Raw genomic sequence first — 26010 nt, 5'->3', positions numbered from 1 at the left:
TACGCAGACAGAGGCTGCGAATAATTAATCCCAGTAGCACTGTATTCTTTTAAAAGTGTATCTACTATAATTGGATCTTAAAACTATCATTTACTACGATAACTGAGCGCTTCAGATACATGGGCGCTCGTGATATCCGCGCTGTCCGCCAAATCAGCAATCGTTCGTGCAACGCGTAGTACCCTATGGTAGCCACGAGCAGATAAATTAAGGCGCTGCTGGGCGAGCTGTAATAGCTGCTGCTCGCCCGCCCCTAGCTGAATATATTTATCAATTTCACTAGGACTCAGCTCATTATTGACCTTGTTCTGTCGTATTAATTGGCGATTATGTGCTGCCGATACTCGAGTACGTACTTGCTCGGAGGTTTCTCCCGCTTGAGCGTTTTGCAGATCCACAATCGGCAATGCCGGTACGGTGATATGCAAATCAATACGATCAAGTAGCGGACCTGATAGCTTATCTTGGTAGCGTTTAATCTGCTCAGCTCTGCAACGACAACGCCCTGAGCCATCACCATCATAGCCACACGGGCACGGGTTCATCGCTGCCACCAGTTGAAAATTTGCCGGAAAGGTCATCTGTGAGTTGGCACGGCTAATAGTGATTTGTTTTGCCTCTAGTGGTTGGCGCAGTACCTCTAACACCGTACGATCAAATTCAGGCAACTCATCAAGGAATAGTACGCCCTTATTGGCAAGGGTAATCTCACCCGGTTTAGGACGTGAACCGCCACCGACCAATGCCACTGCTGATATGGTGTGATGAACTTGTCTAAAAGGTCGTGTGCCATAATCATAATCACTATCAGCAACCGAATACGTACTGGCAACTTCTAACGCATCTTCTGCACTCAAATCCGGCAAAATAGTTGGCAGGCGTGACGCCATCAAGGTTTTGCCTGAACCCGGTGGTCCTGTAAGTAACAATGAATGACCACCTGCTGCTGCAATCTCTAAGGCACGCCGTGCATGATGCTGTCCTTTTACGTCTGCCAAATCTACTTGATAGCCTATATGCTTCTGGATTTGATTCGGTTCTACTTCGGTTAAGCGTTCATCCAAAAAACTGCTATCGGTAAGTGATTGCAAATGATTACATACAGCCTTTAAATTTGGCGCTGCCAATACGGTTATTCCTTCCACACGGCTAGCCTCTGCCCCATTGATGGTTGGGACAATGAGTTGCCGTGTTGACGACATCATCTTCTCATCACCTTTTAACAGTTGCGTCGCCAATACTTCAGCTTTCATTGCTCGTGCAACCGCCAAACTACCGCTTATTTGCCGCAGCTCACCATTGAGCGCCAACTCCCCAATAAACTCAAACCCTGACAATACCGTTGGATCCAACTGATCACTGGCTGCCAAAATACCGATAGCAATCGGTAAATCAAGGCGAGCACCATCCTTTGGTAAATCGGCGGGTGCTAAATTAATCGTCAAACGTCTATTAGGAAACTGAAATCCAGAATTGAGTATCGCTGAGCGCACTCTATCCTTGCTCTCACGTACCGCCGCTTCAGGCAAACCAACAATGGTCAATGCTGGCAATCCTTGCGACAAATGCACTTCAATGATGACCTCAGGTGCGTGCAGCCCGACTACCGAGCGGGTATAGACTTGAGCAAACGACATAAGCCTTTCCTATAGAGAGATTTATCGATCATAGAGGATTATTAATAAGTGCGCAAATGTTGCGTATTTATTTGTTTGGTTTATTCACTGGCGTAGACGTTTGAAATTGTTATATGATTGAGAAATGCTTTTTGTTTACCTTATTCATCAAATTTCTATAGGTTTTAAGTACATTTTGATGTTTTAACTGACATCACGATTAACCACTGAAAAGCCTGACGATTAATAAACCTAAACAATAAAAAAGCATGAGCAATAAAAGGAATTTATTGATCGTTTAAAGCATGTTGAATGATTTTCTGCTACAGCTTTAAATAATACCAATTAACCATGGATGGGTAAGCTTATGAGCATCAAAATGCTTAATCGGCGTGTGTACACACTTACGCTATTAACGGCGGCAGTCTCGTTGGGATTGTCTGGTTGTTCGGATAGTGACAATCTTAGTAGCAATGGAAATACTAATGACACCTATGCAGTGGATATCCAGCGCACTGAGTTTGGTATCCCGCATATCACCGCTAAAGACTATAAGGGCTTGGGCTATGGTGTAGGTTATGCCTTTGCCGAAGATAATTTTTGTTCGCTAGCGCGTGAAGTTGTCGTTGCTAGAGGTGAAAGCCTGCTTTATTTAGGGGCTCAAGGCAACGAAGGAAGCGACGTTTTTTACACCTGGTATAACACTCCCGCTAGGCGTGCTGAATTTTTAGCAGCGCAAGACCCTGAAACTATCGATGCGGTCACAGGCTATGCTGCAGGCTTTAGCCGTTATCTACGTGATACAGGTGTGGCTAACATTGATCCTGCTTGTGCCAATGCCGAATGGGTACGTGAGATCACGCTAGATGATTTGTTGACGGTTTATGGCAAAGCCAACTTACGTGGCGGACTCTCTAACTTCGTCAGACAAATCGTAGACACAGCTCCCCCAGTGTCAGGTATCGTCATGGGTAGCTCTAGAATGAGTAGCCCTGAACCTACAGCAGAGTCGGATGAAAAATTCGATATGACGACTATCAATGTATTAGACGGCGGTAGTAACGCTTATGCCTTTGGTAGTGAAGTAACAGGTACTGATAGTGGCGTGATGTATGGCAATCCGCATGAACCATGGGAAGGCGTACAGCGTTTTTATGAGTTTCATACCACAATACCAGGTGAGCTTGACGTGATGGGTTCAGCTCAGCAAGGGCAACCTTTTATCAATATCGGCTTTAATAAAGACGTGGCTTGGAGCCATACGGTGTCGACTGCTAAGCGCTTTACGCTTTATCAGCTTAGTCTAGTCAAGGGTAATCCTTTTAAATACAACTATGTCAACAGCGCAGGCATGGTTGAACAACGTGACATTGAAACGGTTCCAGTCACTATTAAGATGCCAAACAATCAAACAATGACTCGAAACATATATGTTTCACAATATGGACCAATATTAAACGCTAAACTACTTAATCCTAATTTACCAGCATGGGGTGATGCTAATAACGTCGTTTATACTATCCGTGACGCAGCTTCTGAAAATCCAAGAGCACTTAATCAGTGGCGTAGTATGAATATGGCCACTAGCGTTGAGGATCTCGTCGATAGAATGCAAAACATTCTAGGCCTAGGGTTTGTCAATACCATTGCTACTGATCGTAACGGTAAAGCGCTTTATGCTGATATTTCAACCGTACCTAATGTCACTAGAGAAAAGCTAGCAGCCTGTAGTGCTAACGCTGGAGCTGCTCTTCCTCTGCTGATTGCCTCAGACTTACCTGCACTTAATGGTAGTACTGCTGCCTGTGAATGGGGTAATGATGCTGACTCTCCGCAAGCGGGGATTTTTGGTGGTTCAAACTTACCATTCATAATACGTGATGATTATGCCCTTAATTCTAACGACAGTTATTGGCTCAGTAATGCAAAACAACCATTAACTGGATTCTCACCACTACTACAACGTAATTTAGTGTCTTTCGCTGGAGTATCAACTCCTGAAGCCACTCCATTATCATTGCGAACTCGCATGGCGTTTACGCAAATCTTGGATCGATTAGATAATAAAGATGGTTTAGGCGGTACTACTTTTAACATAAAAAATATGGAAGAAGTTGTCTATGGTAATCGTAGTTATGCGGCTGAACTGGTACTCAATGATGTAATAGCTAATTGTAAAGAACTTCCTATATTACCTCTGACTGGCGGTAGTACTATCGATGCCACTCAAGCATGTAATGTCTTAGCTACTTGGGATCGTCGTAATAATCTTGATAGCAAAGGCGCTCATATCTTTAGAAAATTTTGGACCAACCTTCGTGTTAGTGGACTTACTAATGCAGGATTCAGAACTCCTTTTAACGAAGCCGATCCAGTGAATACACCACGTGATCTAATCATTAATGAGAACACGCGTAGAGCATTAGGTGACTCAATTGCTTACTTTAACAGTAAAAATATCGCGCTTGATGCCCCATTAGGCAGCTTGCAATTCGTTATTGATGCAGGCAAAAACGGTGAGAAAATTCCTATGCATGGTGGCTTTGGTCCTGAAGGCGTCTTCAACGTCGCAAGCTCAAGTCAAAACAGCGATGGCACTTATGGTCCTGTGACCAATGGTCCAACTTATATGCAATCAGTAACGTTTGATAGTAAAGGCCCTGTCGTTGAAGCGCTGTTAGCCTTCTCGCAAGCTGGTGATACGACTCGTCCTTTCCATCGTGATCAGACCCGTCGTTATTCTGCTAAAGACTGGATTCGTCTGCCTTTTAGCGCTGGTGAAATCTCTAAGCAAGCCATTGGCAATAAGATTCAATTAAGAGAATAAAATTAGCGTAACATTTGATAGTAATAGAAAAGACTTTAGGACAATCCTAGAGTTTTTTTTATCACCTAACTATACAACTTTATAGCTGTATGATTAGCGTCGCTGTATAACCAACCTCGCTGTCCATGCCACTATAAGCTGTGATTTGTTATACTAGTCATTACTTATTTCAATCGTTTTTTATTAGCTTTCGTAAGAAATACAGCTATTAGAAAAGCCATAAATGTCTTATTCAAAATAGCGATCGATACAGTCAAACGAGGAATCTCGCATGTCAGAACAACTTGATATCAATAGCACACCTGAACACGCCATCAATGCGAGCGAGCAGCCCACTACAGTGCGTCCTGTTATGCAACCGGACAATCCCTATGCCAGTACTCGTGGCAGCATCACTAGCAAACAGCTGCCAGCATTCGATCAAGATATCATTAATAAGTATAATCGTTCGGGACCACGCTATACCTCTTACCCAACTGCTTTAGAATTTTTATCGATACCAGAAGGGCTTGAGACAAAAATTCTGCAAGCGCGCGAAGTCCATGCGCCGTTATCGCTTTATTTCCATATCCCGTTTTGTCGCCATCTTTGCTATTACTGTGCTTGCAATAAAATCATCACCAAAAAGAATAGCGATGCAGGCGATTATTTAGAGTATCTAATTGCTGAAATTAAACATAAACGTAGCTTATTAACGCCACCAGAAGACGGTAAAAAACCACTGGTTAAACAGCTGCATTTCGGTGGTGGTACGCCAACGTTTTTACAAGACAATGAGCTGATACAATTGTGGGAATTTTTGCAGACCCAGTTTGAGTTTTTACCAGAAGATCAAGGTGATTACTCTATCGAAATTGACCCGCGCGAGCTCAGTAGCGAGACATTAAAAGTATTGCGTACTCTTGGTTTTAATCGCATCAGCTTAGGCGTACAGGATTTAGACGAGACCGTACAAATTGCCGTTAATCGTGTACATTCAGCAGAGCTTATTGAAAATGTATTAAATGAGGCGCGCGAATTAGCCTTTCATTCTATCAATGTCGATTTGATTTATGGCTTACCACATCAAACGCCTGAAACCTTTGATAAAACCATACGCCGTATTATCGAGATGTCGCCAGATCGCTTGTCGGTGTTTAATTATGCTCATTTGCCTGAACGCTTTAAGGCGCAGTGTCAAATCAAAGAGGACGATTTACCTACTCCATCTGATAAGCTCACAATGCTCGGTAATACCATCAATACCTTAACTGAAGCCGGTTATCAATATATTGGCATTGACCATTTTGCCAAACCTGATGATGAGCTGGCCATCGCCCAGCGTGAGGGCAAGTTGCACCGTAATTTTCAGGGCTATACCATCATGGGCGATTGTGATTTATTGGGCTTTGGCGTGTCTTCAATCAGTCAAATTGCCAATGCCAACAGCAGTTATATCCTACAAAATCATACTGATTTGCAAATATATAAAGACAATATCGATGCGGCACGTAATAATCCTACCATCATGCCAGCGGTCAATGTGATTAAAACCTCTATCAAAGATCGCTTACGCGAATACGTGATTATGAATTTACTGTGTCACGATTATATGGACTTTAGAGACATCAATCAGAAATTTGGCATCGATGCTATTACCTACTTTATTAATGAGATTCAACAGCTTGGTGAAATGCAAGAAGACCGCTTGATTGATATGGATGCTGCTGGCATTCGCGTATTACCAAGAGGTCGCTTATTGGGTCGTAATGTAGCCATGGTATTCGATGAATATCTGGATAAAAAACATAAAGACCGCTTCTCAAAAGTTATTTAAATCATTAGCCTCTAAAATATAAATAATAAAAAAGACCTCGATTGAAGTCTTTTTTTGGTTAGTGATAAATGTAATGTCTTATTATTAGAGACCGTCTTTATGCAGTAGGCATCACAAGATATAATCGATTGGCATCCTCTATGGTTTTTTCTTTATCTAGGTATTTTTGCTCGACGGTGCTTGTTGCATTGATTATCTCTGTATCTGTCATCGCAAAATCATCATCATTGAGCAAACCTAACGAGCCATCTTGGCGTAACCATAATCCTTCAAGCTTATCATGCGGATAATCTAGAATAGCAAGCACATCGACTACCAAAGTTTTTTTAACAGGCTTGATAGCTAGCTTTTCGAGTAGTTGCCAGCTTGCTTCGTTTTCTGCTATCAATTGCTCGAGCGTTTGACCGTCAATAATCAAGCCGAAAGTCTCATTTTGTTGGATGATATGTGGATTATCAGCACTGATAATGGTTTCAATATCTGCTGCCTGAGAGATATTTATTTTATAAATAAGTTTTTTTGCCGATTTATCTTGTAAAGGAAACTTGCGGTCATGTTCAATGAGATAAAATTCATGTTCATTGATAGCGACTATCCCTGACGCTACATGCTCTGCTGCGTCAAGACGATATAAATATTGCTCTATTTTCCCTGAAACTAAGTTAATAGTGACGATACGTACCAAACTAGAGCCACGACCCGATTTGTCAGGATTGTCCATGGAGGACTCCATGATACCTACAAGCGTAGTCTGGTCTGGCGTTATAGTTAATGCTTCCATACCACGATTGGCTCGGCGCTTGGTAAACTCTGTTGGTAATAACACCTGCTTACCGTTAATAATCACATTATTGCGTTCGTCATGCGCAAAAGGATTGATACGGGCAATTTCCACCCCATCCGCGTCATAGTGGACAAGATGTGGACCATATTCATCGCTGACCCAAAAACTGCCATCTTTGAGCGCGGCAAGTCCTTCAGGGTCTAAACCATTGATATCACTTCTGATAGGGTTGGTCACTTCATCAAAAGGTAAATCTGGATTCACCGTCATCGGCTGACCATTGATATCGTAAGGTACTTCATTGGTGCCGCCAAAGGCTTTTGGATTCGGTAGTCCAGAGATAGGATTGCCATTGCTATCTTTAAGCAATATCTCTTTTGCCTTGATGATTTTGCCATCAGCTTGCAACTCAAACAGTCCAATAGACGGCGTATAATTGGGCACTAAAAACTGCTTACCTTGACCAGCAATACCATCAAAGTCCGCATTGGGACCTCGATCGGTAAGTACATAGAATTGATTGGCATTGCTTGGATGTGCTGCAGCGTCCGAGCCATAACCGCCACCGCGTATTTCTAAATTTTTCTCAGGATAGGCAGCATTAGTATGCGTTGCGTCAAGCACGCTATAAGGTAATGGACTGCCTTGCGGAAAATCCACAATTGAGATTACTTCTATATTTAGCTTCTGCTCAGTCATTATCATTTTCCTTATCTCAATATTCTGAGTATTCAAAAACGGTATTTCATAAAAAATGATAGATAAGTTAAAGGCAAAAAAATAACCAGTGCTTAGCATACTCACTGGCTTTTTTTATACTTTGTGCTTATAGCATGTGGTCAAAGCACATTTGCTTAAACCTTAAGCTTATCACCGACCATGCCTTTTACGGTACTTAGAATGTCAGCGGGTAATACCACCATTTTTGAGTTGTCAGACTCAGCCAGCTGACGAATCGCTTTAATATACTGCTCGCCAAGTAAATAGACAATCGGCATCTCTTCCGTACCCATTGCCGCAGTAATCAGACGGATAGACTCCTCTGAGCCTTTCGCCAGTACCACCTGCGCCTCAGCGTCACGGCGTGAGGCTTCTAAACGCCCATCCGCTTCTAAGATAGCCGCTTGCTTTTGACCATCAGCACGGGTCACTGTCGCTCGGCGTAGACGCTCTGCCGCTGCCTGCTCTTCCATTGACGCCTGCATGGTTTGTGACGGATTAATATCTTGAATCTCTACTGTCTTTAACGTGATACCCCAATCTGCAATATCTTCTGAGATGGCATGCTTTAGCTTCATTTTTATTTCATCACGGCTAGATAAGGCACTATCAAGATCCATCTCACCGATGATTGAACGTAAAGACGTTTGTACCAGATTACGGATACCATACTCATAATCTTCGATACCATAGACCGCTTTATCAGGGCGAATAATATTAATGTAAGCCACAGCATTAGCGATAATCACTACGTTATCGCGGGTAATCACTTCTTGTGACGGAATATCAAGGACGATGTCTTTGGTCGTGACTTTGTAAGAAACATCATCGACATAAGGGATAATAAGGTTTAGACCTGGCTCTAACGTTTGGCTATATTTCCCTAAGCGCTGTACCACCCATTTATACCCTTGTGGTACGATTCGCACACCTTTAAACACGGTAAAGACTACCAGTGCAACCAAAACCACCATAACAATGCTAAAGCTTTCCATAATTTATCCTTATTATTATACGCGCATATTTTGGTTCACAGCTGCCTTCGATGTCATGCTACTCACAATCAGCTCGTTACCAACGATATCTGTGACCACTACTCGATCACCGACTGCCACTTGCTCACCTCGAGTACGGCACATCCATTCAGTGGCACCCACAATAGGCACATTAAAACGCACCATGCCCGCCCTATCTGGCTGCGGCTGCGCAATAATCATACCTGTTTCACCAACGATCACACTGCCACCAAGTCCTGCTTTAGTACGATCAACCGATAAAGGTTTGATAAACTTAAACCATGCCAGCAAAAAGATAGCGGAGAGGAGTAACCAGATAATGATTTGTACGGATACCGAAACAGGCAGAAGCCATGCAAGCGCAGCCACTATGATAGCAGCAGCACCAAACCAAAGACTGGCAAAGGTTGGCACAAACATCTCGACAATCAGCAGCGAAAAGCCTAATACCAGCCAATGCCAAGGTTCAATCATCCAAAGAGTCTCCATCATTGCTTTATTCCCTATCTTTGTTATCCTAGCTTTCAATGTAGCACATTTACTCCTCTAAGGACGTTTTAAAAGCACTATAAAAACAATGTCTTAATCCTATTAACTTTCTTAGTATTAAAGCGCATCCATATTTGCCTTAAACTAAGACTATCTATATTGTGCTTAAAAAAAGCAAAAAAAACGACCGCCGAAGCGATCGTTTTTTATTTTGGGCGTTCTTATTAATACTTTAATATAAAGAGATTAAGTATCAAAATATTAGAACTTTAGCTGTGCACCAACGGTCATTAGATCCGCGTCGCTACCTAGCTTGTCATATTCAGCTTCAACGCTGAAGTTAGGGTTCACTGAGTAGCCAAGACCTACACCACCAGCTAAGCTAGTATCTTTGTTTGAACCGTTATAAAAACCTGCTGGAGAAGTACCAGTCGCTTCTATTTCAGTTCTTGCAACACCTAGCTTACCTTTAGCATACAGACCAGTATTTGGGAAAGCATAACGGTAGGTACCATAAGCGCCGTAAGTTTTTGCGTCGATGTCACCGCCTCTGTAATCTGCGTCATCTGAGCCTACAAATTCAGCTTCCATACCAAAGTTAGGATCGAAATTATAGCCTGCGTATACGCCATATGCGGTTGGATCATCAGCGCCATCAACGTCTAAATCAAATTGACCGACTTTAGCACCAACGTATGGTTGACCAGTGTAGCCGTTGCCATAAGAAACGGCAGCTTGTGCACCCATGCTTAGTAATGAACCGGCTGCTAATGCAATTAGAGTTTTCTGTAGAGTTTTCATGTGTATCTCCTTAAAATCACTGTGGACAAACAAGTTATTTATTTATGTGGACTTTTTAGTCATATCGCCTTGTTTGCTAACGATGTATACATAGTAACAAACCATGTCAGAAACTCTGTCAGTGTTTAATGGTAAGAAAGTTAAGTTTTGCAAGTGTTTATCAGTGTTCAAGTTACAAAGGCCGATATATGAAATCTTTTGTTACAACCACTCAGTTTGTGCAATAATCCCTACTTATTCTTGAGACGATTTACTAAGAAACTCATTTTAATAAGTAAAAACGATCAAATAAAAGCGACTAAATAAAAAAAGGGATATCAATGACTGCTCTTATTATCAATCGTCTGCAAGAGTCGCTCAACGCGCTAAAAGCAGCGAATCAATACCGTCAGATACCTAACTTGCAACACCATGAGCGATATGTGATTAGTGAAGGCAAGCGATTACTCAATATCGCTAGCAACGATTATCTTGGCTTGGGCAGTAATAAGCAACTCCAGAGCGATTTCCTTAATCAACTCAATCAATTTCCAGTCGATAGTATGCCTAGGATGAGTGCCACCTCCTCTAGGCTCTTGACAGGTAACGATGAACATCTGCATGCATTGGAGTCTGAACTACAAGAATGGTATCAAAATGCCTTAGACAAGAAAAACCTATCCTCATCAAAATCGGTACTGGTATTCAACAGCGGCTACCATGCCAATATAGGTATTTTGCCTGCACTGACGACATTGCCAATCAAAACGCTCATTTTGGCAGATAAACTGGTGCACGCTAGTATTATTGATGGCATACGCCTAAGCCAAAGTAAGCTGGTTAGCTATCGTCGATATCGTCACAACGACTATGAGCATTTAGCCAAATTTATTGAGCAAGCAGATTCAAGTGTTGAGCGCATTATCATTGTCACGGAGAGTATTTTTAGTATGGATGGTGACCGCGCTGACTTGGCGCAATTGGTACAACTAAAAGCAAAAGATGCTCGTATTGAGCTGTATATCGATGAAGCCCATGCTATTGGTATCTTAGGTGATTCAGGTTTAGGATTGGCAGAAGAAACCCAAACACTGGCTGATATTGATTATCTGGTGGGGACTTTTGGTAAAGCGTTTGCCTCTATTGGCGCTTATATCATGTGTGATGATGTCGTCAAACACTGGCTAATTAATCAGATGCGCCCCCTCATTTTTAGCACCGCATTGCCACCCATTAACCACGCATGGACACGTTTTATTTTAGCAAAAATGCCAAGCTTAACGGAGCAGCGCCTTCATTTGGCACGGTTATCCGTCACGCTTAGTGAGGCTATTCCCGAACGATATCGCGTGTCGTTAATTCATCAAGATGCAGGCTATGCCTCTCCTATCGTGCCTTATATACTAGGCGATAATGCGCTCACTGTCGAAAAAGCAAAGCAGCTACAAGCAGCAGGATTTTATGCCTTACCTGTCAGACCGCCTACTGTTCCTGCCAATACTGCTCGTATTCGCTTAGTGATGAATGCAGCGCTTAGCCATGAGGAGTGTCAGCGGCTGATAGCGCATTTATAATGCGATTATTTTTTAGTAACTACTTTCTTTTAGCGTTAAGCGAATTATTTGGATGCAACAAACAACATGAAACCTCCTGCTATACCTGACATTCTCAGCACAAGAAAACAAACCATCGCGCGTCACTTTGCCACTGCTAGCGATTATGACCAGCATGCCCATATTCAAGCGCAAATCTGTCAGCATCTCCTTGCCCTTATCGCTCGTACTAAGCAAGATAGCGTATTTGAAATCGGTGCAGGCACAGGCCAGATGACACGGTTGTTGGCAGAGAACGTTCAAAGTCAGCACTGGTTTATCAATGAGCTGTGTTCTGAAAGGGCAGCGATGTTGCAATCGATAGTACCAACAGCCAACATAATAATTGGCGATGCTGAAACCATTGAATTATCCAAAGGCTCTAACTCAATAAACCCTAGTTTGATAGAGCACAGCCTAATAGTCAGTGCAAATGCGGTACAGTGGTTTGATAATCCATTGAACTTTATAAAACAATCTGCCCAATGTTTGCGAGCAGGAGGGCAATTAGTCTTTAATACTTTTACGCCAGATAACTTTTTGCAAATTAAGCAACTAACGGGTCAAGGGTTACATTATCCAGCTATCAGTGAGTGGCAATCAGCATTAGAAATCGCAGGTTTTGAGAATATCAAACTATCAACTCAGCGCTTTGATGTACCTTTTGCCAATCCCTACGCTGTTCTTAAACATATGAAGCTGACAGGGGTTTCGACTAATCGAACGCAAGATCAGTCAAGTAGTGGTCAGCCATTTACATGGACTAAGTCCCGTCTAAAACAATTTGAGCAAGATTATTGGCAACAGTTTTCTGAATTAAATAAAGACGGTCAACCTTATGTGAATTTGACTTATGATGTGCTGATGATAAGCGCTTTTAAAGCGTGACATGTGAATTGCAATCTTATTAATGAAATAAAAAAACGCACCCCGAAGGATGCGTTTTTTATTTAACTACTTATTAGCAGTATAATTATTTTTTATCGTCTTCTACTTCAGTGAACTCAGCATCGACCACATCGTCGTCTGCTTGGTTGCTCTCGCCAGCATTATCCGCACTTTGTTGGAACTGGTTTGGATCCATACCTTCGGCGCTAGCGCCTGCATCAGCATAAATCTTCTGGCTAACTGGTAAGAAGGCATTGTCTAATGCTTCAAGCTTGGCTTTGATTTCTTCATGGTCATCTTCTTTCGCCGCTGCTTCAAGCTCAGAGATAGCCGCTTCTACTGATGATTTTTCATCGTCAGATACTTTATCAGCCGCATCTTTTAGCGCTTTTTGTACCGCATGGATACGACCATCTGCTTCGTTACGCACTTGCGCAAGATTTGCGAATTTCTCATCTTCAGCAGCATTAGCTTCAGCATCACGAATCATTTGTTCAACTTCTTCGTCCGATAAACCAGAATCCGCTTTGATCTGGATACTTTGAGCTTTACCAGTACCTTTATCCGTCGCTGAGATATTCATGATACCGTCAGCATTGATGTCAAAGCTTACTTCGATTTGTGGCAAACCACGTGGTGCTGGTGGAATATCAGTTAAGTCAAAACGACCAAGCTGTTTATTTTGGTTCGCAATTTTACGCTCGCCTTGATAAACCTGAATGCTAACCGCTGGCTGGTTGTCTTCAGCCGTTGAGAATACCTGTGATTTCTTAGTCGGAATCATGGTATTTTTCTCAATGATTGGCGTCAAGATGCCACCCATGGTTTCGATACCAAGCGTCAATGGTGTCACATCAAGTAGCAATACGTCGGTTTTTTCACCAGACAATACCGCACCTTGAATAGCTGCACCGGCTGCTACTGCTTCATCAGGGTTCACGTCTTTACGTGGCTCTTGACCGAAGAATTCTTGTACTTTTTGCTGTACCAATGGCATACGAGTCTGACCACCAACCAAGATGACATCATCAATATCGCCGATTTTTATACCTGCATCTTCAAGGGCAATCTTACAAGGACCCATGGTACGTTGTACCAATTCTTCAGTTAAGCTCTCAAGTTTTGAGCGACTGATAGTCACAACCAAATGCTTAGGACCACTGCTATCAGCAGTGATATACGGCAAGTTTACTTCAGTACTTTGGGCACTTGATAGCTCAATTTTCGCTTTTTCTGCCGCTTCTTTGAGACGCTGCATCGCAAGAGAGTCACCTTTTAGGTTGACGTCTTGGTCTTTTTTGAATTCAGCGACTAAGAAATCAATCAATGCTGAGTCAAAATCTTCACCACCAAGGAATGTATCACCATTGGTTGCTAGTACCTCAAACTGCTGCTCGCCATCAACGTCAGCGATTTCGATGATTGACACGTCAAAGGTACCACCACCCAAGTCATAAACGGCAACAGTGCTATCACCTTGCTTTTTGTCCATGCCATAAGCAAGAGCAGCAGCAGTTGGTTCGTTGATGATACGTTTTACATCAAGACCCGCAATTTTACCGGCATCTTTAGTTGCTTGGCGCTGTGAATCATTAAAGTAAGCAGGTACAGTAACGACTGCTTCAGTAACCGCTTCACCAAGATAATCTTCGGCTGTTTTCTTCATTTTTTTCAAGATTTCCGCAGAAACCTGTGGTGGTGCTAGTTTTTTGCCGTTGATTTCAACCCATGCATCACCGTTATCGGCTTTGGCGATTTTGTAAGGCACCATACCAATGTCTTTTTGCACGACTTTGTCATCAAAACGACGACCAATCAAACGCTTGATAGCAAAAAGCGTGTTGTTTGGGTTAGTAACCGCTTGACGCTTGGCTGACTGACCAACAAGGATCTCGTCATCTTTATAAGCGACAATCGATGGGGTGGTACGAGTACCTTCAGCATTTTCGATGATTTTAACTTTATCACCTTCCATTACTGCGACACATGAGTTGGTTGTACCTAAATCAATACCAATGACTTTACCCATAATGAATTGCTCCTAATTTATTTTTAAATAAAATTTTATTTCATCAGACCGTCGATCACTAGATCGTAGTCGATCACTTGTTGCTTTATATCGGTTTGCTTATGTATTTTTTCAAGTCGATAGCCATGCAAATAATGCCTTTTGTGTGATTTTTTGTGAAAACCCTCACTAATAATAAGGTTTAGCACAGTTAAAGACTGAATATCTTTTGCCTATATACTCTATAAGCATCTAGGACTACATTGGCGACGTTATATGCTTAGCATACTACCGCTTTAGCGCCTGTCCTACTTACTACTGACCGACACGTACCATCGCCGGACGTAATAAACGGCCATTTAAACTATAGCCTTTTTGCAAGACTGTACCAACAGTATCGGCTGGCGCATCAGCGTCGATACCGACCGCTTCATGAAAATCAGCGTTGAATTTTTCGCCTTGTGGCTCGACCACTTCGACGCCATTTTTGTTCAGCACATCTAGCAATGCTTTATGTGTCAGTCTCACGCCTTCAGTAACAGGATCGTCTGCATTGACGTTTTCAATCGCACGTTCCAAGTTGTCCACTACTTCCAAAAGCTCTTTGGCAAATTTCTGTAGTGCAAAACGTTTGCTCTTATCTGCCTCTTGCTCCATACGCTTTTGCGCATTGTAAGTTTCGGCATTGGCACGAGCGGTACTTTCTTTAGCTTGTTTAACTTCGCCTTCTAGCTCAGCGATACGGGCTTTAAAAGTATCAAGATCAATATCATTTTCGATGACACTTTCTTCACCAGCATTATTTTGTGGGTCAAATTCTTTTAAAGTCTCTTCTAAGATGCTCTCATCATGTACCACGTTGTCATGTGAGACATTGTCATGTGAAACATTTTGATCGATCGATTCGTGGTTGTTATTTTGCTCGCTCATGATAACTCCTTGATAGTGTCATAATTTAATAGCGTCGTAATAATGATGCAATGTAGCACACAAAAGATTAGCGCAGCGCTCGCCACTTTGTGGTTATTACTAATGCATTTACTCATAATTCATAGGCTTATACTGCCTACTTAACCTTTATTACTGGTTCTTTGTATAACTATATGTAATCACCTTTCAATAGCTGCTTGATAAAGGTTGTGAAGGCAAATTTCAAGCCCAGCGCAAGGAATTTTTCTCACCAATAAAAAACACTATGCAAATAAAGAAAAAATAGCCGGATATCTATCAATTTCGCATACACATTGCTGATCTTTATTAACCATAAATATGTAGTTAAGCCAACAAAAGGTACAAAAAGTCGTCATTTATTCCTACTCCTTTACGCTTTGTACCCAAACTATTACCAAAGAATACCCAACTTAATTTTCGATTATTTTATGATTGCTATAATCAAAATTGACTGCATAACAGTCATTACACATTTGCCAAATGTCAGCAAAATACTAACAGTGAATACTTACCATTAATAAGTATTCACCATGATTTTTAAGAGGTGTTATGTCTAACTCAACAGTACTATCAGTCAACACCTTACTCAATAAAGCGGTGAAGACCCTAAATCTTATGTCATTTGGACAAGATAAGAACCCCAAAAGCACTGATATCAATATATCAGCTGAAATAATGGATATAGATGAGAGTGCTTTGCAAGATAGTCGCGAGGATAAAGGCTTATCTATTAAAGAAAAGATACTCGAGCACCATCTGATGACCAACTATCAACCGCATCTACTGCACTATGCCATAAAAAGCTTTGGCTGCTTACCTACGCCGATTCTTGAGAGTTTGATAAAGTGTTTAGATGGACCTACTTCAAAGCAATACTTGCATGTTGATGCCCATCTGCGCTTAATACTTGCAGTCAATAGCAAGCTAAAAACGCCTTTGCAGCTGATAGAGATGTCTGAGCTGCGTAAACGTTTTGCAACAGATGCGGTCGCTATGCAAGCACCAAAAGTATGGCAGCAGGCTTCTGACAACTTGCTTAGCAATTTAAAACAGTTTCATAAAAAAGGCGATAGCGCCATCAGTTGGCAAGATAGAACGATTGCCAATGCCGACGACGGTGATATGACCATTCGCTGCTATCAAAATGAGACCTCCGATAATGGTTTTGGCTTTAAAAAAGAGCAAACCAGTAATCCTGATGAGACCGTGCTATTGTTTTTTCATGGTGGTGGATTTTGTATTGGTGACCTTAATACCCATCATGAATTTTGTCATGCTATTTGTGAGCAGACGGGTTGGCCGGTCATTAGTGTTGATTATCGCTTAGCACCTGAACACCCTGCCCCTGCTGCCGTAAGAGACTGTATCAGTGCCTATGCTTGGTTGGCTAAACATTGTGAAGAATTTGGTGCTTTACCATCACGCATTGTATTAGCAGGTGATAGCGCAGGTGGTGGATTATCTACTTTGATGGCTCAGCAAATCATCACGCCAAATAAAGAGGCTTGGTTAGATCTAGGTGATGAAGGTCAAAAGACCTTTGATATATTACAAGGTTTACCACATCCTATGGCACAAATGCCCTTATATCCTGTGACCGATATTGAGACCGATTATCCAAGCTGGGAATTATATGGTGAAGGTCTATTACTCGACCATGCTGATGTTGCCATTTTTGATGCCGCTTGTTTAGAAAATAGTCCGTTACCGCGTCAGCATATTCTGACCTCACCGATGCTTGGGGACAATCGACAGGTTTGCCCCAGTTATGTCGTTGCGGCAGAATTAGATGTCTTACGTGATGAAGCATTTGCTTATGCCAATCAGCTAAAGAGTTATGGTATAGCCGTACAAACCCATACGGTACTTGGCGCACCGCATGGATTTATTCACTTTATGAGCGTTCATCAAAGATTAGGGCAAGAAACTCAGCATATCATCACAGGGTTTGCTAATTTTGTGCGTGAAATCATAAAAACAAGGGCGCTATTGAGCGCTTAATTAGAATTTTAATATTTGAGTGCTTATTGATCTTAAATTTGAGTACCTATATTGGTACCTATAAGATTGATTATCCAAATCTCTGATCGGGAGCCTAGTCGAAACGGTATCCCCCAAAATCCATAGCCTGAGGACACCACAAAATGTCCTTTGCCAATGGCTTCATAGCCATAACCCAAACGGTTAATCGCGCTGACGATAAAATTAGCAGGGAATATTTGACCGTTATGGGTATGTCCTGATACTTGTAAATCTATTGGTAGCTGACTGTGTTCGATGATAGCGCTGGGTCTGTGATCTAAAAGAACCACGGGCTCGGTACTATTGACTTGTGCGAGCAGCTCAATCGTTGCGACACGCTGACGCTTGTGATTATCAAAGCGTCCCATTAGCCAGACCACTTCTCCTTGATGGATGAAGTGTGTTGCTTCATCATTTAATAACTGCACGCCCGCCGCGCGTAAAGAGTTACTGATGGGCTGCTCATGACCATATAAATCATGATTACCCAACGTCGCATAGACACCATATGGCAAACTGGCGACAAGTTTTGCCAAGCTATCTTTCATATTATAAGTGTTAAATGCCTGTGTATTGTCATCCATGATATCGCCTGGCATCAATAAGATATCTGCTTGATACTTGCTTAGCATGATATGCAGCCGCTCAATAGCTTTATTACCAAATAGCCGACCTAAATGTAAATCACTAGCGACCGCGATACGCAATGGATTGTTTAAAGGTTTATGAATATGAATCGGCAGCTCACGCACAACGGGTATATAAGCACTATATAAAGCATATGCAAACAGCCCTATAAAAAACAACAGCGCAAAAATGCGTAATCCAGCAGCAATTATCTCTGAATGGTCAAGCGTACTATCAAGCAAGGGGGTTAAAAGCCAAGACCCTCCATACAATATACCAGTCGCTACCGCAGTCAGCATCATGAAATGCATCACTAACATCCAACCACTCATCCAGCGATAGCTATTAGAAAATAGCTTGGTAACGCTTAGTAATAATAAAACATGAGTGATTAAAAACACCCCTATCCATACCGCAATCGATGTAGGTGTAGAATCTATCCAAGGCTGCAGCCACCACTGCAAGCTGAGCGCTGCACCCGTGCTAAAAAGCTCTAGCAGCACAATAATGGTGAGAATAAAGGCGTAACGCATGAGGAAATCCTTGAGCGGGGTTTAAGCACTGTGTGTTTATTCTGAGCTAAATTCATTTAATCACAATATATTGAAGCGCATTAGGTCGGTTGTAAAGTAATCAACCAAATCTCAGAGCGCGTCCCTAGCCTAAATGGCACCGCCCCGATACCATAGCCTGAAGTGACCAAAAACTGGCTACCATTTACTGCTTTAAAGCCATAAACCAAAGGCGTAAACCATTTTAGTAAAACGGTTAAAGGAAATATTTGACCGCCATGGGTATGCCCTGATAAATGTAAATCAACCGGCAAGTCCTTTATTTCTGCTAAAGCCTCAGGACTATGCTCCAAAAACAGCACTGGTTTATCAGTTTGAATGTCACCCATCAAATCTGCTGCAGCAGGACGCTTAGGGTCTGTCGCATCTGAACGCCCAACCAGCAATACAGCATCATCCAACCATACGCTTTTATTATCAATCACCTGTATGCCGGCACGCTCAATCGCTTCGGCAATCGCAATCTCATTACCAGAGTAATCATGATTACCCAAAGTTGCATAGACACCAAGTGGCGCTCTTAATTTTGATAAATGCTCATGCATATTGGTTTTATCATAAGCATCAGTAGAGTCGTTCATGACGTCACCGGCGATAAGCACCACATCAGGATTTTGCCCATCTATTAGCGCAACCATTTTATCTATCTGCTGATTACCAAACCATCTACCCAAATGGGTATCAGAAACTAAGGCTATTCTCATCGGTTTGACTAAGTTTTTTTCCGTTTTTACCGTCAAATGATGAATGACTGGAGAGTAGGCATTAAACACTGCCAAGCTTATAATCCCCGTATAAACAGCGACTGCAAACGCGCGGATGGATACGTTATTGAGCTTCCGTTTAAAAACCTGAGTATAAATAATAGCAATGATAGCGGTGACCAAACCAGCATACAACATAAAGCCTTGCAAAATACTGGCGGCCAGATAGACATGAAAGCGCTCTCGCCAAAACTCACTCAGCCCGTAGATAAGAAAAGTATTATTAATCACAAAAATACTGAGGACTAAACTTATACGACTAAAGCGAGATTTTGGTTTGATTAACCACCAAAATATCATACTCGTCATAAACGCCAGTAGTTGCGTACCTATTATAAAAAGCCACATAACAAAATTTAACCAGCCAAAGACGCACGTATAGTACGTCAATATTCTTACCTGTTGAAGACAGAGTTCTTGTTTATTGAAACCTGACACTATTTATGTTTTTATCCCTTTATAAAAACCAAAAAAAAGCGGATTGTTTCATGTGGAACAATCCGCTTTTTTAGTCTATGAAATAGCTATAGCGCTTACTATAGATTTATTATGCCAGATTTGCTGAGGACTATTTTACTGCTTGTTGTTCCAAAGCTTCTTTAAGCGTTTGATGTTTAAACTCAAACCCACCATCAAGCAATGCTTTCGGCAGCACCTTCTGTCCATCAAGAAGCAGTGTCGACATTTCACCAAATATCAGCTTGAGTAAAAACGCCGGCAAAGTAAAAAAGGTCGGACGATGTAGCCAAGCGCCTAATGTTTTGGTAAAAGTATGATTAGTTACAGGATTTGGCGCGGTTAGATTATAAATTTTCATATCGTTATTGCTTGCTGGATGGAGCGTATTCTCATTAACCTGAAAAGTACTATCATCAAGCTGCTGCTCTATAACAAATGTTACTGCCGCTACCCAATCATCACGGCTGATCCAACTCATGATTTGTTGACCATTACCTAACTGCCCACCAATACCCATTTTAAAAGGGGTTAAGAGCTTGCTAAGCATACCGCCTGCAGGATGGATGACCACACCCGTACGCACAAGCGTCACTGGCACACCAAACTCAGTTGCTTGTAGCGCTAGTTGCTCCCAGTCATCGCATAACTGATGGGCAAAATCTGTCTGAAAACCACTGCTCTCGGTCAAGGGTTTATCACCTTGATTGCCATACCAACCAATCGCTGAACCACTAACAAGCAATTTTGGCTTTACATGACTGCGGGCAACAAATGCCAGTATATCTTTTGTCGGCTTCATTCGACTGGCTAGCAATTGCTCTTTACGATCGTCATTCCAGCGCGCATCAGCAATACCGGCACCCGCTAGATTTAAAATCACATCAAAGTATGCATCTGACTTTGCAAGTTCATCATAGGTCATCATTGTGATATCACTAGGATGTGCTTGATTACTATCACGGGTCAACCAAGTAATCTGTAACGCTTTTCCCATCTCTTGATAGCGCATCAAGAGCTCTTGGCTAAAAGCACTACCCAAAAATCCCGAACCACCGCTGATTAGAATATTCATCACTTATTATCCTTATTATTGATTATATTCTCATCAGTGTGACAAAAAGCACACTATGAAAACAAGGGGACAAGTGTAGACGTTAGGGCTGAGTAATGAGAATCGGAGATAGTGATACGAAATTTTGGCTATTAAATATTAAACTATCGAATAACTTGTCCTGTCAATGCATCGCCTATTTGGCTTGGCAATTGATAGCCTAGTGTTTCCCCTTTAAGATAACCAACGCACTCATTTGAGTTTTCATTGTGATTTAAAAAATAACCTTTTGCTTCGATGAGTGACATAGCAGGTGGCTTTCCTGATGGGTTGCAGCTTGTTGAGACGACAAAACCGTAAGGATTGCTAACTGACACCATCTGCGCGCACAGTTGCTTGACCAATGGATGATCAATGACACGGACGGCAACACTATCATGAGTACCCGTAATCCACGATGGAATAGTAATCGGCAGATTTTTTGGAATAGGTAGTAGCCAAGTATGCGCTTGTTTGGCAGTAGTGTCTTTCGAATCAGCTTGCCAACTATCAAGTACGGTTTGCCGCTCTACAGCCGTTAGACCTTCTAGCAGAGCCGTAATGCGGCTGGGACTATCAGTGACCACAATCATCCCCTTCTCTATTGGGCGCTGCTTGATATCAAGTAACCGCATGACTGCTTGCTTATTGAATGGGTCACAACCAATGCCCCACACACTTTCGGTTGGGTAAGCAAGTAGCTGCCCCTTTTTAAGCCAAGTAGCCGCTTGAATAGTAGAGTCAGTAATAAGGGGTGTAGATAAGGACATAAATAATGCCTTTCGAACAAAGAGAATGAAAAGAGATAGCGTGAATTTATTTTACAAAAAATGCAGTGCTGCAAGTATATTTAAATACGTAAATAGCGTCCACCTTGGACCGTCACTGCGCCCAATAGCTCTAGCTCCATCAACTGCCCAATCAATTGTGCGGGCACAAGATCAGTCACAAGGATAAGTGCATCCAAATCTTGACCATGCCAGTCCAACTTTTCAAACAAGGTGGTTAGATGCTCAGGTACAGTAATACTAGGCGCTGGCTTCACTTCCTGAGGTTTTATTGTTTTTTTAATGGTAGCAGACTGATTAAATACTGACTTATCAAGACTTTGTGCTTTTGAATTATGATCAAGTTGATGCTGCTGAGACTGGCTTGGCAATTGCACACTGATATCATCCAATACTTGCTGAGGGTGATAAACCAAGGTCGCACCCTCACGTATTAGATGATGGCACCCTTCAGCATTGCTATTGTCTATATGACTTGGAATTGCAAAAACTTGCTTACCTTGCTCGGATGTGAGGCGCGCAGTAATAAGCGAACCACTTTTAATCGTTGCCTCAGTAACGATGGTCGCAAGGCTCAACCCTGCAACCAAGCGGTTGCGACGTGGAAAAGTATGCTTATGTGGTAGCGTATGCGGTAATAGTTCACTGATGATGCAACCACCTTGCTCAATAATTTGGCTAAACAGACGATCATGATGATTGGGATAATTAACATCAATACCCGTCCCCATAACGCCCACTGTGCGACCTTGGCACGCTACATCGGTCTGTGCCAATGCGCCAAGATGGGCACGTTTATCCACACCAATGGCAAGTCCACTGGTAATGACGTAGCCTGCTTGTGCAAGATACTGTGCCATATCAAAGGTAATTTTTTGCGCGTGTGCCGTTGGCTTGCGACTGCCAACAATAGCGATTTGTGCCCAACGCAACAATTCACTATTACCTCGATAGAATAACAGCGGCGGCGGATCGTAGATTTCTAACAATTGAGCAGGATAATTAGGTTGGTCGGCAAATAATAGACCGTACTTCTCTTCTATCAATGCTTGTTGAATGGTATCGATGCTGGCGCGCGTTTTCTCTGGATGTTCATGACGAGTTAAATGGCTATGATGAATCCCTAATTGACGCCACGACTCTACGCCAGCTTGCCATGCAAGCTGCGCACTATCATAGTTATGAATGAGTTTATGATAAGATGATAATGACGCATTTAACTCAAACCACAGCGCCAGTACCGCACGCTGCTCATCTGATAAAGTAAAAGTGGCTACCGTCATCATCGTATGACTCTTATAGGCTTATTTAAGATCTGCTCGCTGAAACTTAAGGCAGTGTTATAAATAAGGAGGTGGCAACAGCTGATCACCAATACTCAGTGGCAGCTCAGACTCAAGCACATAAGCATAACTGATATTGTCAAAACTATTGAACACCATCACCATACCGCTTGGCTCACTCGGCAAACGTACCGGTGTATCATTGTCCTTAATATCACGTATGACTGCGCCTTTTTGATAAACAGTCAATACATCACCCGGCTTCGCACCATGTATGCGACCCAAGTTAATTGCCACCACACTACCTTTGGCAGCTGAGCTGATAGAATCCATCACACGAACAATCATACCACCGCGATTAACGGTTGCAGGCGTCGGATAAAAGACTGGTGGGATAGCATTGTCTAATTCAACAAATACTCGATCGCCTTCACGAACTTCTTTACCGTAACTGTCGATAAGCTGCAAGCTCGTCACGCCATTGGTTGCCGTAGCCGTAACCAATCCCGTTGCCACTTGTGTGACTTCTAAACCAATGACTTTTTGCGTTTTTGGCTCGATATACATCTCGCCTTCACGGTAGATACCATAACGTTGACCTACAAGCAGTGGCACGCCTTTGGCATAAACCTTGTCACCACTAGCCGTAATTAAATTGCCTTTTTTAGAGGCTAGAATATAAGGCGTGGTATTAAAATCTTGCGGATTAACAATCAGTGTCTTATCAAGCCAATGTTGAATGGCAGACCAAGGAATCGGCGGAATGCTATTGACAGCAGAAGTAACAGCGACTGTCGTAGTCACCACATTGCCTGTTAACTGTTTTTCAATCCCTGCACAACCCTCGCCTGTATCAACGCCGATCAGAGTTTTACCTTGTATGACGCATAAAATCAAAACATCATTAGGATAAATAAGATGAGGGTTTTTGATTTGCTTATTGGTCGCCCAAATCTCTTTCCAGCGCCATGGACTATCCAGATAACGTCCTGAGATATCCCACAAAGTATCGCCTTTTTTGACAATATAGCGATTGGGCGCATCCGCTTTAATGGTCGGCGGCGGATTATTAGCGTGGGCGGTGCTCATCAGCATTGCACCACTAAAGGTTGTCACCAATAGCGCTTTTACGATATTTTTTAAGCTCATCTTCATGGTTATATCCACAATATGTAACGCTGTTAGCGCCATAATCAAGGCTACTTAAGTTGGCTTATTTTACCTTTGTTTAAAAATAACAACAAAGAATTAAGGAAAAATAAAGACTTATAGCACCTTATCATAACGTCTATAGAGCAGCTATTCAGTGTTAGTGACTGATATGAGTGACAGGTATGATTGCTAAAAAAGCGTCTGGTAAACCGATGACCTACCGACGCGATTTCTAATATTACAATTATATCCACCATAACACAATCATAAACACTTTTTTACAATAGCGTAACCTTAGACTGGATATTCATTTTAACAACTAAATAAAAATAAAATCGACTAGGCAGGATTTGGCGTGACCTGTTGACGAATTTGCTCAGCAACCAACTTAGCCTCATTATCAAGTACCACCACATATTGCGGTAAGCTCTCTAAACCTTCGGTATGGGCTGGACGAGCAATATCTATTTGACCTATTGCTTCAACAATCGTATCGGCAAACTTAACCGGTAGTGCCGTTTCGGCACAAACAATCACTTCGCCTTCGCGCTGTAATTCTTTAGCAACTTTGATACCATCAGCGGTGTGCGGATCAACCAGCTCTCCATGCTGCTCATAAAGCGCTTTAATGGTTTGCAGGCGGTCATTATGGGTCGACTTACCTGCAGCAAAACCGTAGCGAGTGTTGACCGCCTCCATCAAATCAGGCAAATCAAAACCTTGACCAGATTTCACACCTTCAAATAGTTCATGGACGCGCGCGCTATCTTTATCTAATAGCAAATAAACAAAACGCTCAAAGTTAGAGGCTTTAGAGATATCCATTGAAGGACTTGAAGTAATATAGGTTTTGGCAGTCGGACGTGGCTGATAAGCACCTTGATTAAAGAAGTCGTTCAGTACATCGTTCTCATTAGTCGCGACGATTAGACGATCAACTGGCAGACCCATTTCTCGGGCGATGTGACCAGCACAAATATTACCAAAGTTGCCTGATGGCACGCTAAAGCTCACCTTTTCATCGTTGTTTGAAGTGACGGCAAAATAAGCTTTAAAGTAATAAACGATTTGCGCAAGGATACGACCCCAGTTAATAGAGTTAACCGTACCTAGATTATAAGCCGCTTTGAACTTAGCATCTTGTTGTAGCGCTTTGACAATATCTTGGCAATCATCAAACATACCGTCGATGGCAATATTATGGATGTTATCATCGGTCAAGCTATACATCTGTGCGCGCTGAAATTCGCTCATTTTGCCGTGCGGTGACAGCATAAAGACTTCGATATTCTCTTTGCCGCGTAGTGCATATTCTGCCGCACTGCCCGTATCGCCACTGGTTGCACCAATAATAGTAATACGCGCGTCTTTTCTTTTAAGCACATATTCGAAAGCATTGCCCAAAAACTGCATAGCAACATCTTTAAATGCCAGCGTCGGACCGTTTGATAATCCTAGAATATATAAATTGTCTTCAAGTTTGCGGACAGGAACAATCTCATCAGAGCCAAATATATCAGCGGTATAAGTGCGCTCAATGATGTCTTGCAAATCAGCCGCAGGAATATCAGTCGCAAAGCGCTGCATAATCGCCATCGCAAGCTGTGGGTAGCTCAGCGTACGCCATTCAGTCAGCGTCGCACTATCAATATTCGGATAGTGCTCAGGCAACATCAAACCACCGTCTGGTGCAAGACCCATTAATAACACATCACTAAAATCCATCGGCGCTGTCTGACCACGGGTACTGATATATTTCATTAGAT

Annotated in this window: 19 protein-coding genes; 5 read left to right on the top strand and 14 right to left on the bottom strand. The window is 42.3% G+C overall.

Features of this window, described 5'->3' with window-relative positions:
* Positions 1-86: 86 nt before the first annotated feature.
* Complete coding sequence (locus FQ083_RS05445) at positions 87-1637, bottom strand: YifB family Mg chelatase-like AAA ATPase (RefSeq protein ID WP_149409128.1); 1551 nt, start codon at positions 1635-1637, stop codon at positions 87-89.
* A 346-nt stretch (positions 1638-1983) separates the two neighbouring features.
* Between FQ083_RS05445 and FQ083_RS05440 the strand changes: the two genes are divergently transcribed.
* Positions 1984-4443: a penicillin acylase family protein gene (locus FQ083_RS05440; protein WP_149409127.1), complete on the top strand. Its 2460-nt coding sequence runs from the start codon at positions 1984-1986 to the stop codon at positions 4441-4443.
* Positions 4444-4795: 352 nt separating this feature from the next.
* Positions 4796-6259, top strand: coding sequence for an oxygen-independent coproporphyrinogen III oxidase (gene hemN, locus FQ083_RS05435; RefSeq protein WP_410477355.1), 1464 nt, complete (start codon positions 4796-4798; stop codon positions 6257-6259).
* A gap of 97 nt (positions 6260-6356) precedes the next feature.
* Here the strand turns inward: hemN and FQ083_RS05430 are convergent, their stop codons facing one another.
* From FQ083_RS05430 to FQ083_RS05415, 4 genes are all read right to left on the bottom strand, one after another.
* Positions 6357-7742 carry an esterase-like activity of phytase family protein gene (locus FQ083_RS05430; protein ID WP_149409125.1) on the bottom strand — a complete coding sequence of 462 codons (1386 nt, stop codon included), beginning with the start codon at positions 7740-7742 and terminating at the stop codon, positions 6357-6359.
* 155 nt (positions 7743-7897) lie between these two features.
* The gene (locus tag FQ083_RS05425) at positions 7898-8758 is read right to left on the bottom strand and encodes an SPFH domain-containing protein (RefSeq protein WP_011514749.1); all 861 of its coding nucleotides are present in this window, start codon (positions 8756-8758) and stop codon (positions 7898-7900) included.
* A 15-nt stretch (positions 8759-8773) separates the two neighbouring features.
* Positions 8774-9271 (bottom strand): NfeD family protein, encoded by a 498-nt coding sequence (locus tag FQ083_RS05420; RefSeq protein ID WP_011514750.1) that lies wholly within the window; start codon positions 9269-9271, stop codon positions 8774-8776.
* Between the two features lie 258 nt (positions 9272-9529).
* Positions 9530-10069 carry a porin family protein gene (locus tag FQ083_RS05415; protein ID WP_011514751.1) on the bottom strand — a complete coding sequence of 180 codons (540 nt, stop codon included), beginning with the start codon at positions 10067-10069 and terminating at the stop codon, positions 9530-9532.
* Positions 10070-10389: 320 nt separating this feature from the next.
* Here FQ083_RS05415 and FQ083_RS05410 point away from each other — a divergent pair, with 320 nt between their 5' ends.
* Both FQ083_RS05410 and FQ083_RS05405 read left to right on the top strand, forming a co-directional pair.
* Positions 10390-11622 (top strand): 8-amino-7-oxononanoate synthase, encoded by a 1233-nt coding sequence (locus tag FQ083_RS05410; RefSeq protein ID WP_149409124.1) that lies wholly within the window; start codon positions 10390-10392, stop codon positions 11620-11622.
* 66 nt (positions 11623-11688) lie between these two features.
* Complete coding sequence (locus tag FQ083_RS05405; RefSeq protein ID WP_149409123.1) at positions 11689-12528, top strand: methyltransferase domain-containing protein; 840 nt, start codon at positions 11689-11691, stop codon at positions 12526-12528.
* Between the two features lie 85 nt (positions 12529-12613).
* On the opposite strand, the gene dnaK is transcribed toward FQ083_RS05405, so the two are convergent.
* Both dnaK and grpE read right to left on the bottom strand, forming a co-directional pair.
* A complete protein-coding gene (gene dnaK, locus FQ083_RS05400) occupies positions 12614-14557 on the bottom strand; it encodes a molecular chaperone DnaK (protein ID WP_149409122.1) in 1944 nt (647 codons plus the stop codon).
* Positions 14558-14851: 294 nt separating this feature from the next.
* Positions 14852-15466: a nucleotide exchange factor GrpE gene (gene grpE, locus FQ083_RS05395; protein WP_011514755.1), complete on the bottom strand. Its 615-nt coding sequence runs from the start codon at positions 15464-15466 to the stop codon at positions 14852-14854.
* A gap of 570 nt (positions 15467-16036) precedes the next feature.
* On the opposite strand from grpE, the gene FQ083_RS05390 reads away from it, so the two are divergent.
* Positions 16037-17488 carry an alpha/beta hydrolase gene (locus tag FQ083_RS05390; protein WP_149409121.1) on the top strand — a complete coding sequence of 484 codons (1452 nt, stop codon included), beginning with the start codon at positions 16037-16039 and terminating at the stop codon, positions 17486-17488.
* Between the two features lie 32 nt (positions 17489-17520).
* On the opposite strand, the gene FQ083_RS05385 is transcribed toward FQ083_RS05390, so the two are convergent.
* The 7 genes from FQ083_RS05385 to thrC all read right to left on the bottom strand — a co-directional run bounded on the left by FQ083_RS05385 (position 17521) and on the right by thrC (position 26005).
* Positions 17521-18669 carry a metallophosphoesterase gene (locus FQ083_RS05385; protein ID WP_149409120.1) on the bottom strand — a complete coding sequence of 383 codons (1149 nt, stop codon included), beginning with the start codon at positions 18667-18669 and terminating at the stop codon, positions 17521-17523.
* A gap of 80 nt (positions 18670-18749) precedes the next feature.
* Entirely contained in the window at positions 18750-19703 is a 954-nt protein-coding gene (locus FQ083_RS05380) for a metallophosphoesterase (RefSeq protein WP_262880856.1), read from the bottom strand.
* Between the two features lie 337 nt (positions 19704-20040).
* The gene (locus FQ083_RS05375; RefSeq protein WP_149409118.1) at positions 20041-21003 is read right to left on the bottom strand and encodes a TIGR01777 family oxidoreductase; all 963 of its coding nucleotides are present in this window, start codon (positions 21001-21003) and stop codon (positions 20041-20043) included.
* Between the two features lie 143 nt (positions 21004-21146).
* Positions 21147-21791 carry an L-threonylcarbamoyladenylate synthase gene (locus tag FQ083_RS05370; protein ID WP_149409117.1) on the bottom strand — a complete coding sequence of 215 codons (645 nt, stop codon included), beginning with the start codon at positions 21789-21791 and terminating at the stop codon, positions 21147-21149.
* Between the two features lie 80 nt (positions 21792-21871).
* On the bottom strand, positions 21872-23095 hold the full coding sequence (gene dprA / locus FQ083_RS05365) for a DNA-processing protein DprA (RefSeq protein ID WP_149409116.1): 1224 nt from the start codon (positions 23093-23095) through the stop codon (positions 21872-21874).
* 54 nt (positions 23096-23149) lie between these two features.
* Positions 23150-24247, bottom strand: coding sequence for a LysM peptidoglycan-binding domain-containing protein (locus FQ083_RS05360; RefSeq protein ID WP_262880851.1), 1098 nt, complete (start codon positions 24245-24247; stop codon positions 23150-23152).
* 336 nt (positions 24248-24583) lie between these two features.
* Entirely contained in the window at positions 24584-26005 is a 1422-nt protein-coding gene (gene thrC, locus FQ083_RS05355) for a threonine synthase (protein ID WP_149409114.1), read from the bottom strand.
* Positions 26006-26010 lie beyond the last annotated feature (5 nt).

Source organism: Psychrobacter sp. ANT_H59 (genome assembly GCF_008369225.1).
GTDB lineage: Bacteria > Pseudomonadota > Gammaproteobacteria > Pseudomonadales > Moraxellaceae > Psychrobacter > Psychrobacter cryohalolentis.
This window is presented reverse-complemented; position numbering and strand designations above follow the sequence as displayed.

Excerpts from the sequence above, each read along its gene's own strand:
- grpE (WP_011514755.1), bottom strand. The coding sequence starts at position 15,466 with ATGAGCGAGCAAAATAACAACCACGAATCGATCGATCAAAATGTTTCA.
- FQ083_RS05440 (WP_149409127.1), top strand. The coding sequence starts at position 1,984 with ATGAGCATCAAAATGCTTAATCGGCGTGTGTACACACTTACGCTATTA.
- FQ083_RS05420 (WP_011514750.1), bottom strand. The coding sequence starts at position 9,271 with ATGATGGAGACTCTTTGGATGATTGAACCTTGGCATTGGCTGGTATTA.
- FQ083_RS05415 (WP_011514751.1), bottom strand. The coding sequence starts at position 10,069 with ATGAAAACTCTACAGAAAACTCTAATTGCATTAGCAGCCGGTTCATTA.
- FQ083_RS05385 (WP_149409120.1), bottom strand. The coding sequence starts at position 18,669 with ATGCGTTACGCCTTTATTCTCACCATTATTGTGCTGCTAGAGCTTTTT.
- dprA (WP_149409116.1), bottom strand. The coding sequence starts at position 23,095 with ATGATGACGGTAGCCACTTTTACTTTATCAGATGAGCAGCGTGCGGTA.
- FQ083_RS05425 (WP_011514749.1), bottom strand. The coding sequence starts at position 8,758 with ATGGAAAGCTTTAGCATTGTTATGGTGGTTTTGGTTGCACTGGTAGTC.
- FQ083_RS05410 (WP_149409124.1), top strand. The coding sequence starts at position 10,390 with ATGACTGCTCTTATTATCAATCGTCTGCAAGAGTCGCTCAACGCGCTA.
- FQ083_RS05445 (WP_149409128.1), bottom strand. The coding sequence starts at position 1,637 with ATGTCGTTTGCTCAAGTCTATACCCGCTCGGTAGTCGGGCTGCACGCA.
- FQ083_RS05390 (WP_149409121.1), top strand. The coding sequence starts at position 16,037 with ATGTCTAACTCAACAGTACTATCAGTCAACACCTTACTCAATAAAGCG.
- FQ083_RS05405 (WP_149409123.1), top strand. The coding sequence starts at position 11,689 with ATGAAACCTCCTGCTATACCTGACATTCTCAGCACAAGAAAACAAACC.
- FQ083_RS05430 (WP_149409125.1), bottom strand. The coding sequence starts at position 7,742 with ATGACTGAGCAGAAGCTAAATATAGAAGTAATCTCAATTGTGGATTTT.
- hemN (WP_410477355.1), top strand. The coding sequence starts at position 4,796 with ATGCAACCGGACAATCCCTATGCCAGTACTCGTGGCAGCATCACTAGC.
- thrC (WP_149409114.1), bottom strand. The coding sequence starts at position 26,005 with ATGAAATATATCAGTACCCGTGGTCAGACAGCGCCGATGGATTTTAGT.
- FQ083_RS05370 (WP_149409117.1), bottom strand. The coding sequence starts at position 21,791 with ATGTCCTTATCTACACCCCTTATTACTGACTCTACTATTCAAGCGGCT.
- FQ083_RS05360 (WP_262880851.1), bottom strand. The coding sequence starts at position 24,247 with ATGAAGATGAGCTTAAAAAATATCGTAAAAGCGCTATTGGTGACAACC.
- dnaK (WP_149409122.1), bottom strand. The coding sequence starts at position 14,557 with ATGGGTAAAGTCATTGGTATTGATTTAGGTACAACCAACTCATGTGTC.
- FQ083_RS05375 (WP_149409118.1), bottom strand. The coding sequence starts at position 21,003 with ATGAATATTCTAATCAGCGGTGGTTCGGGATTTTTGGGTAGTGCTTTT.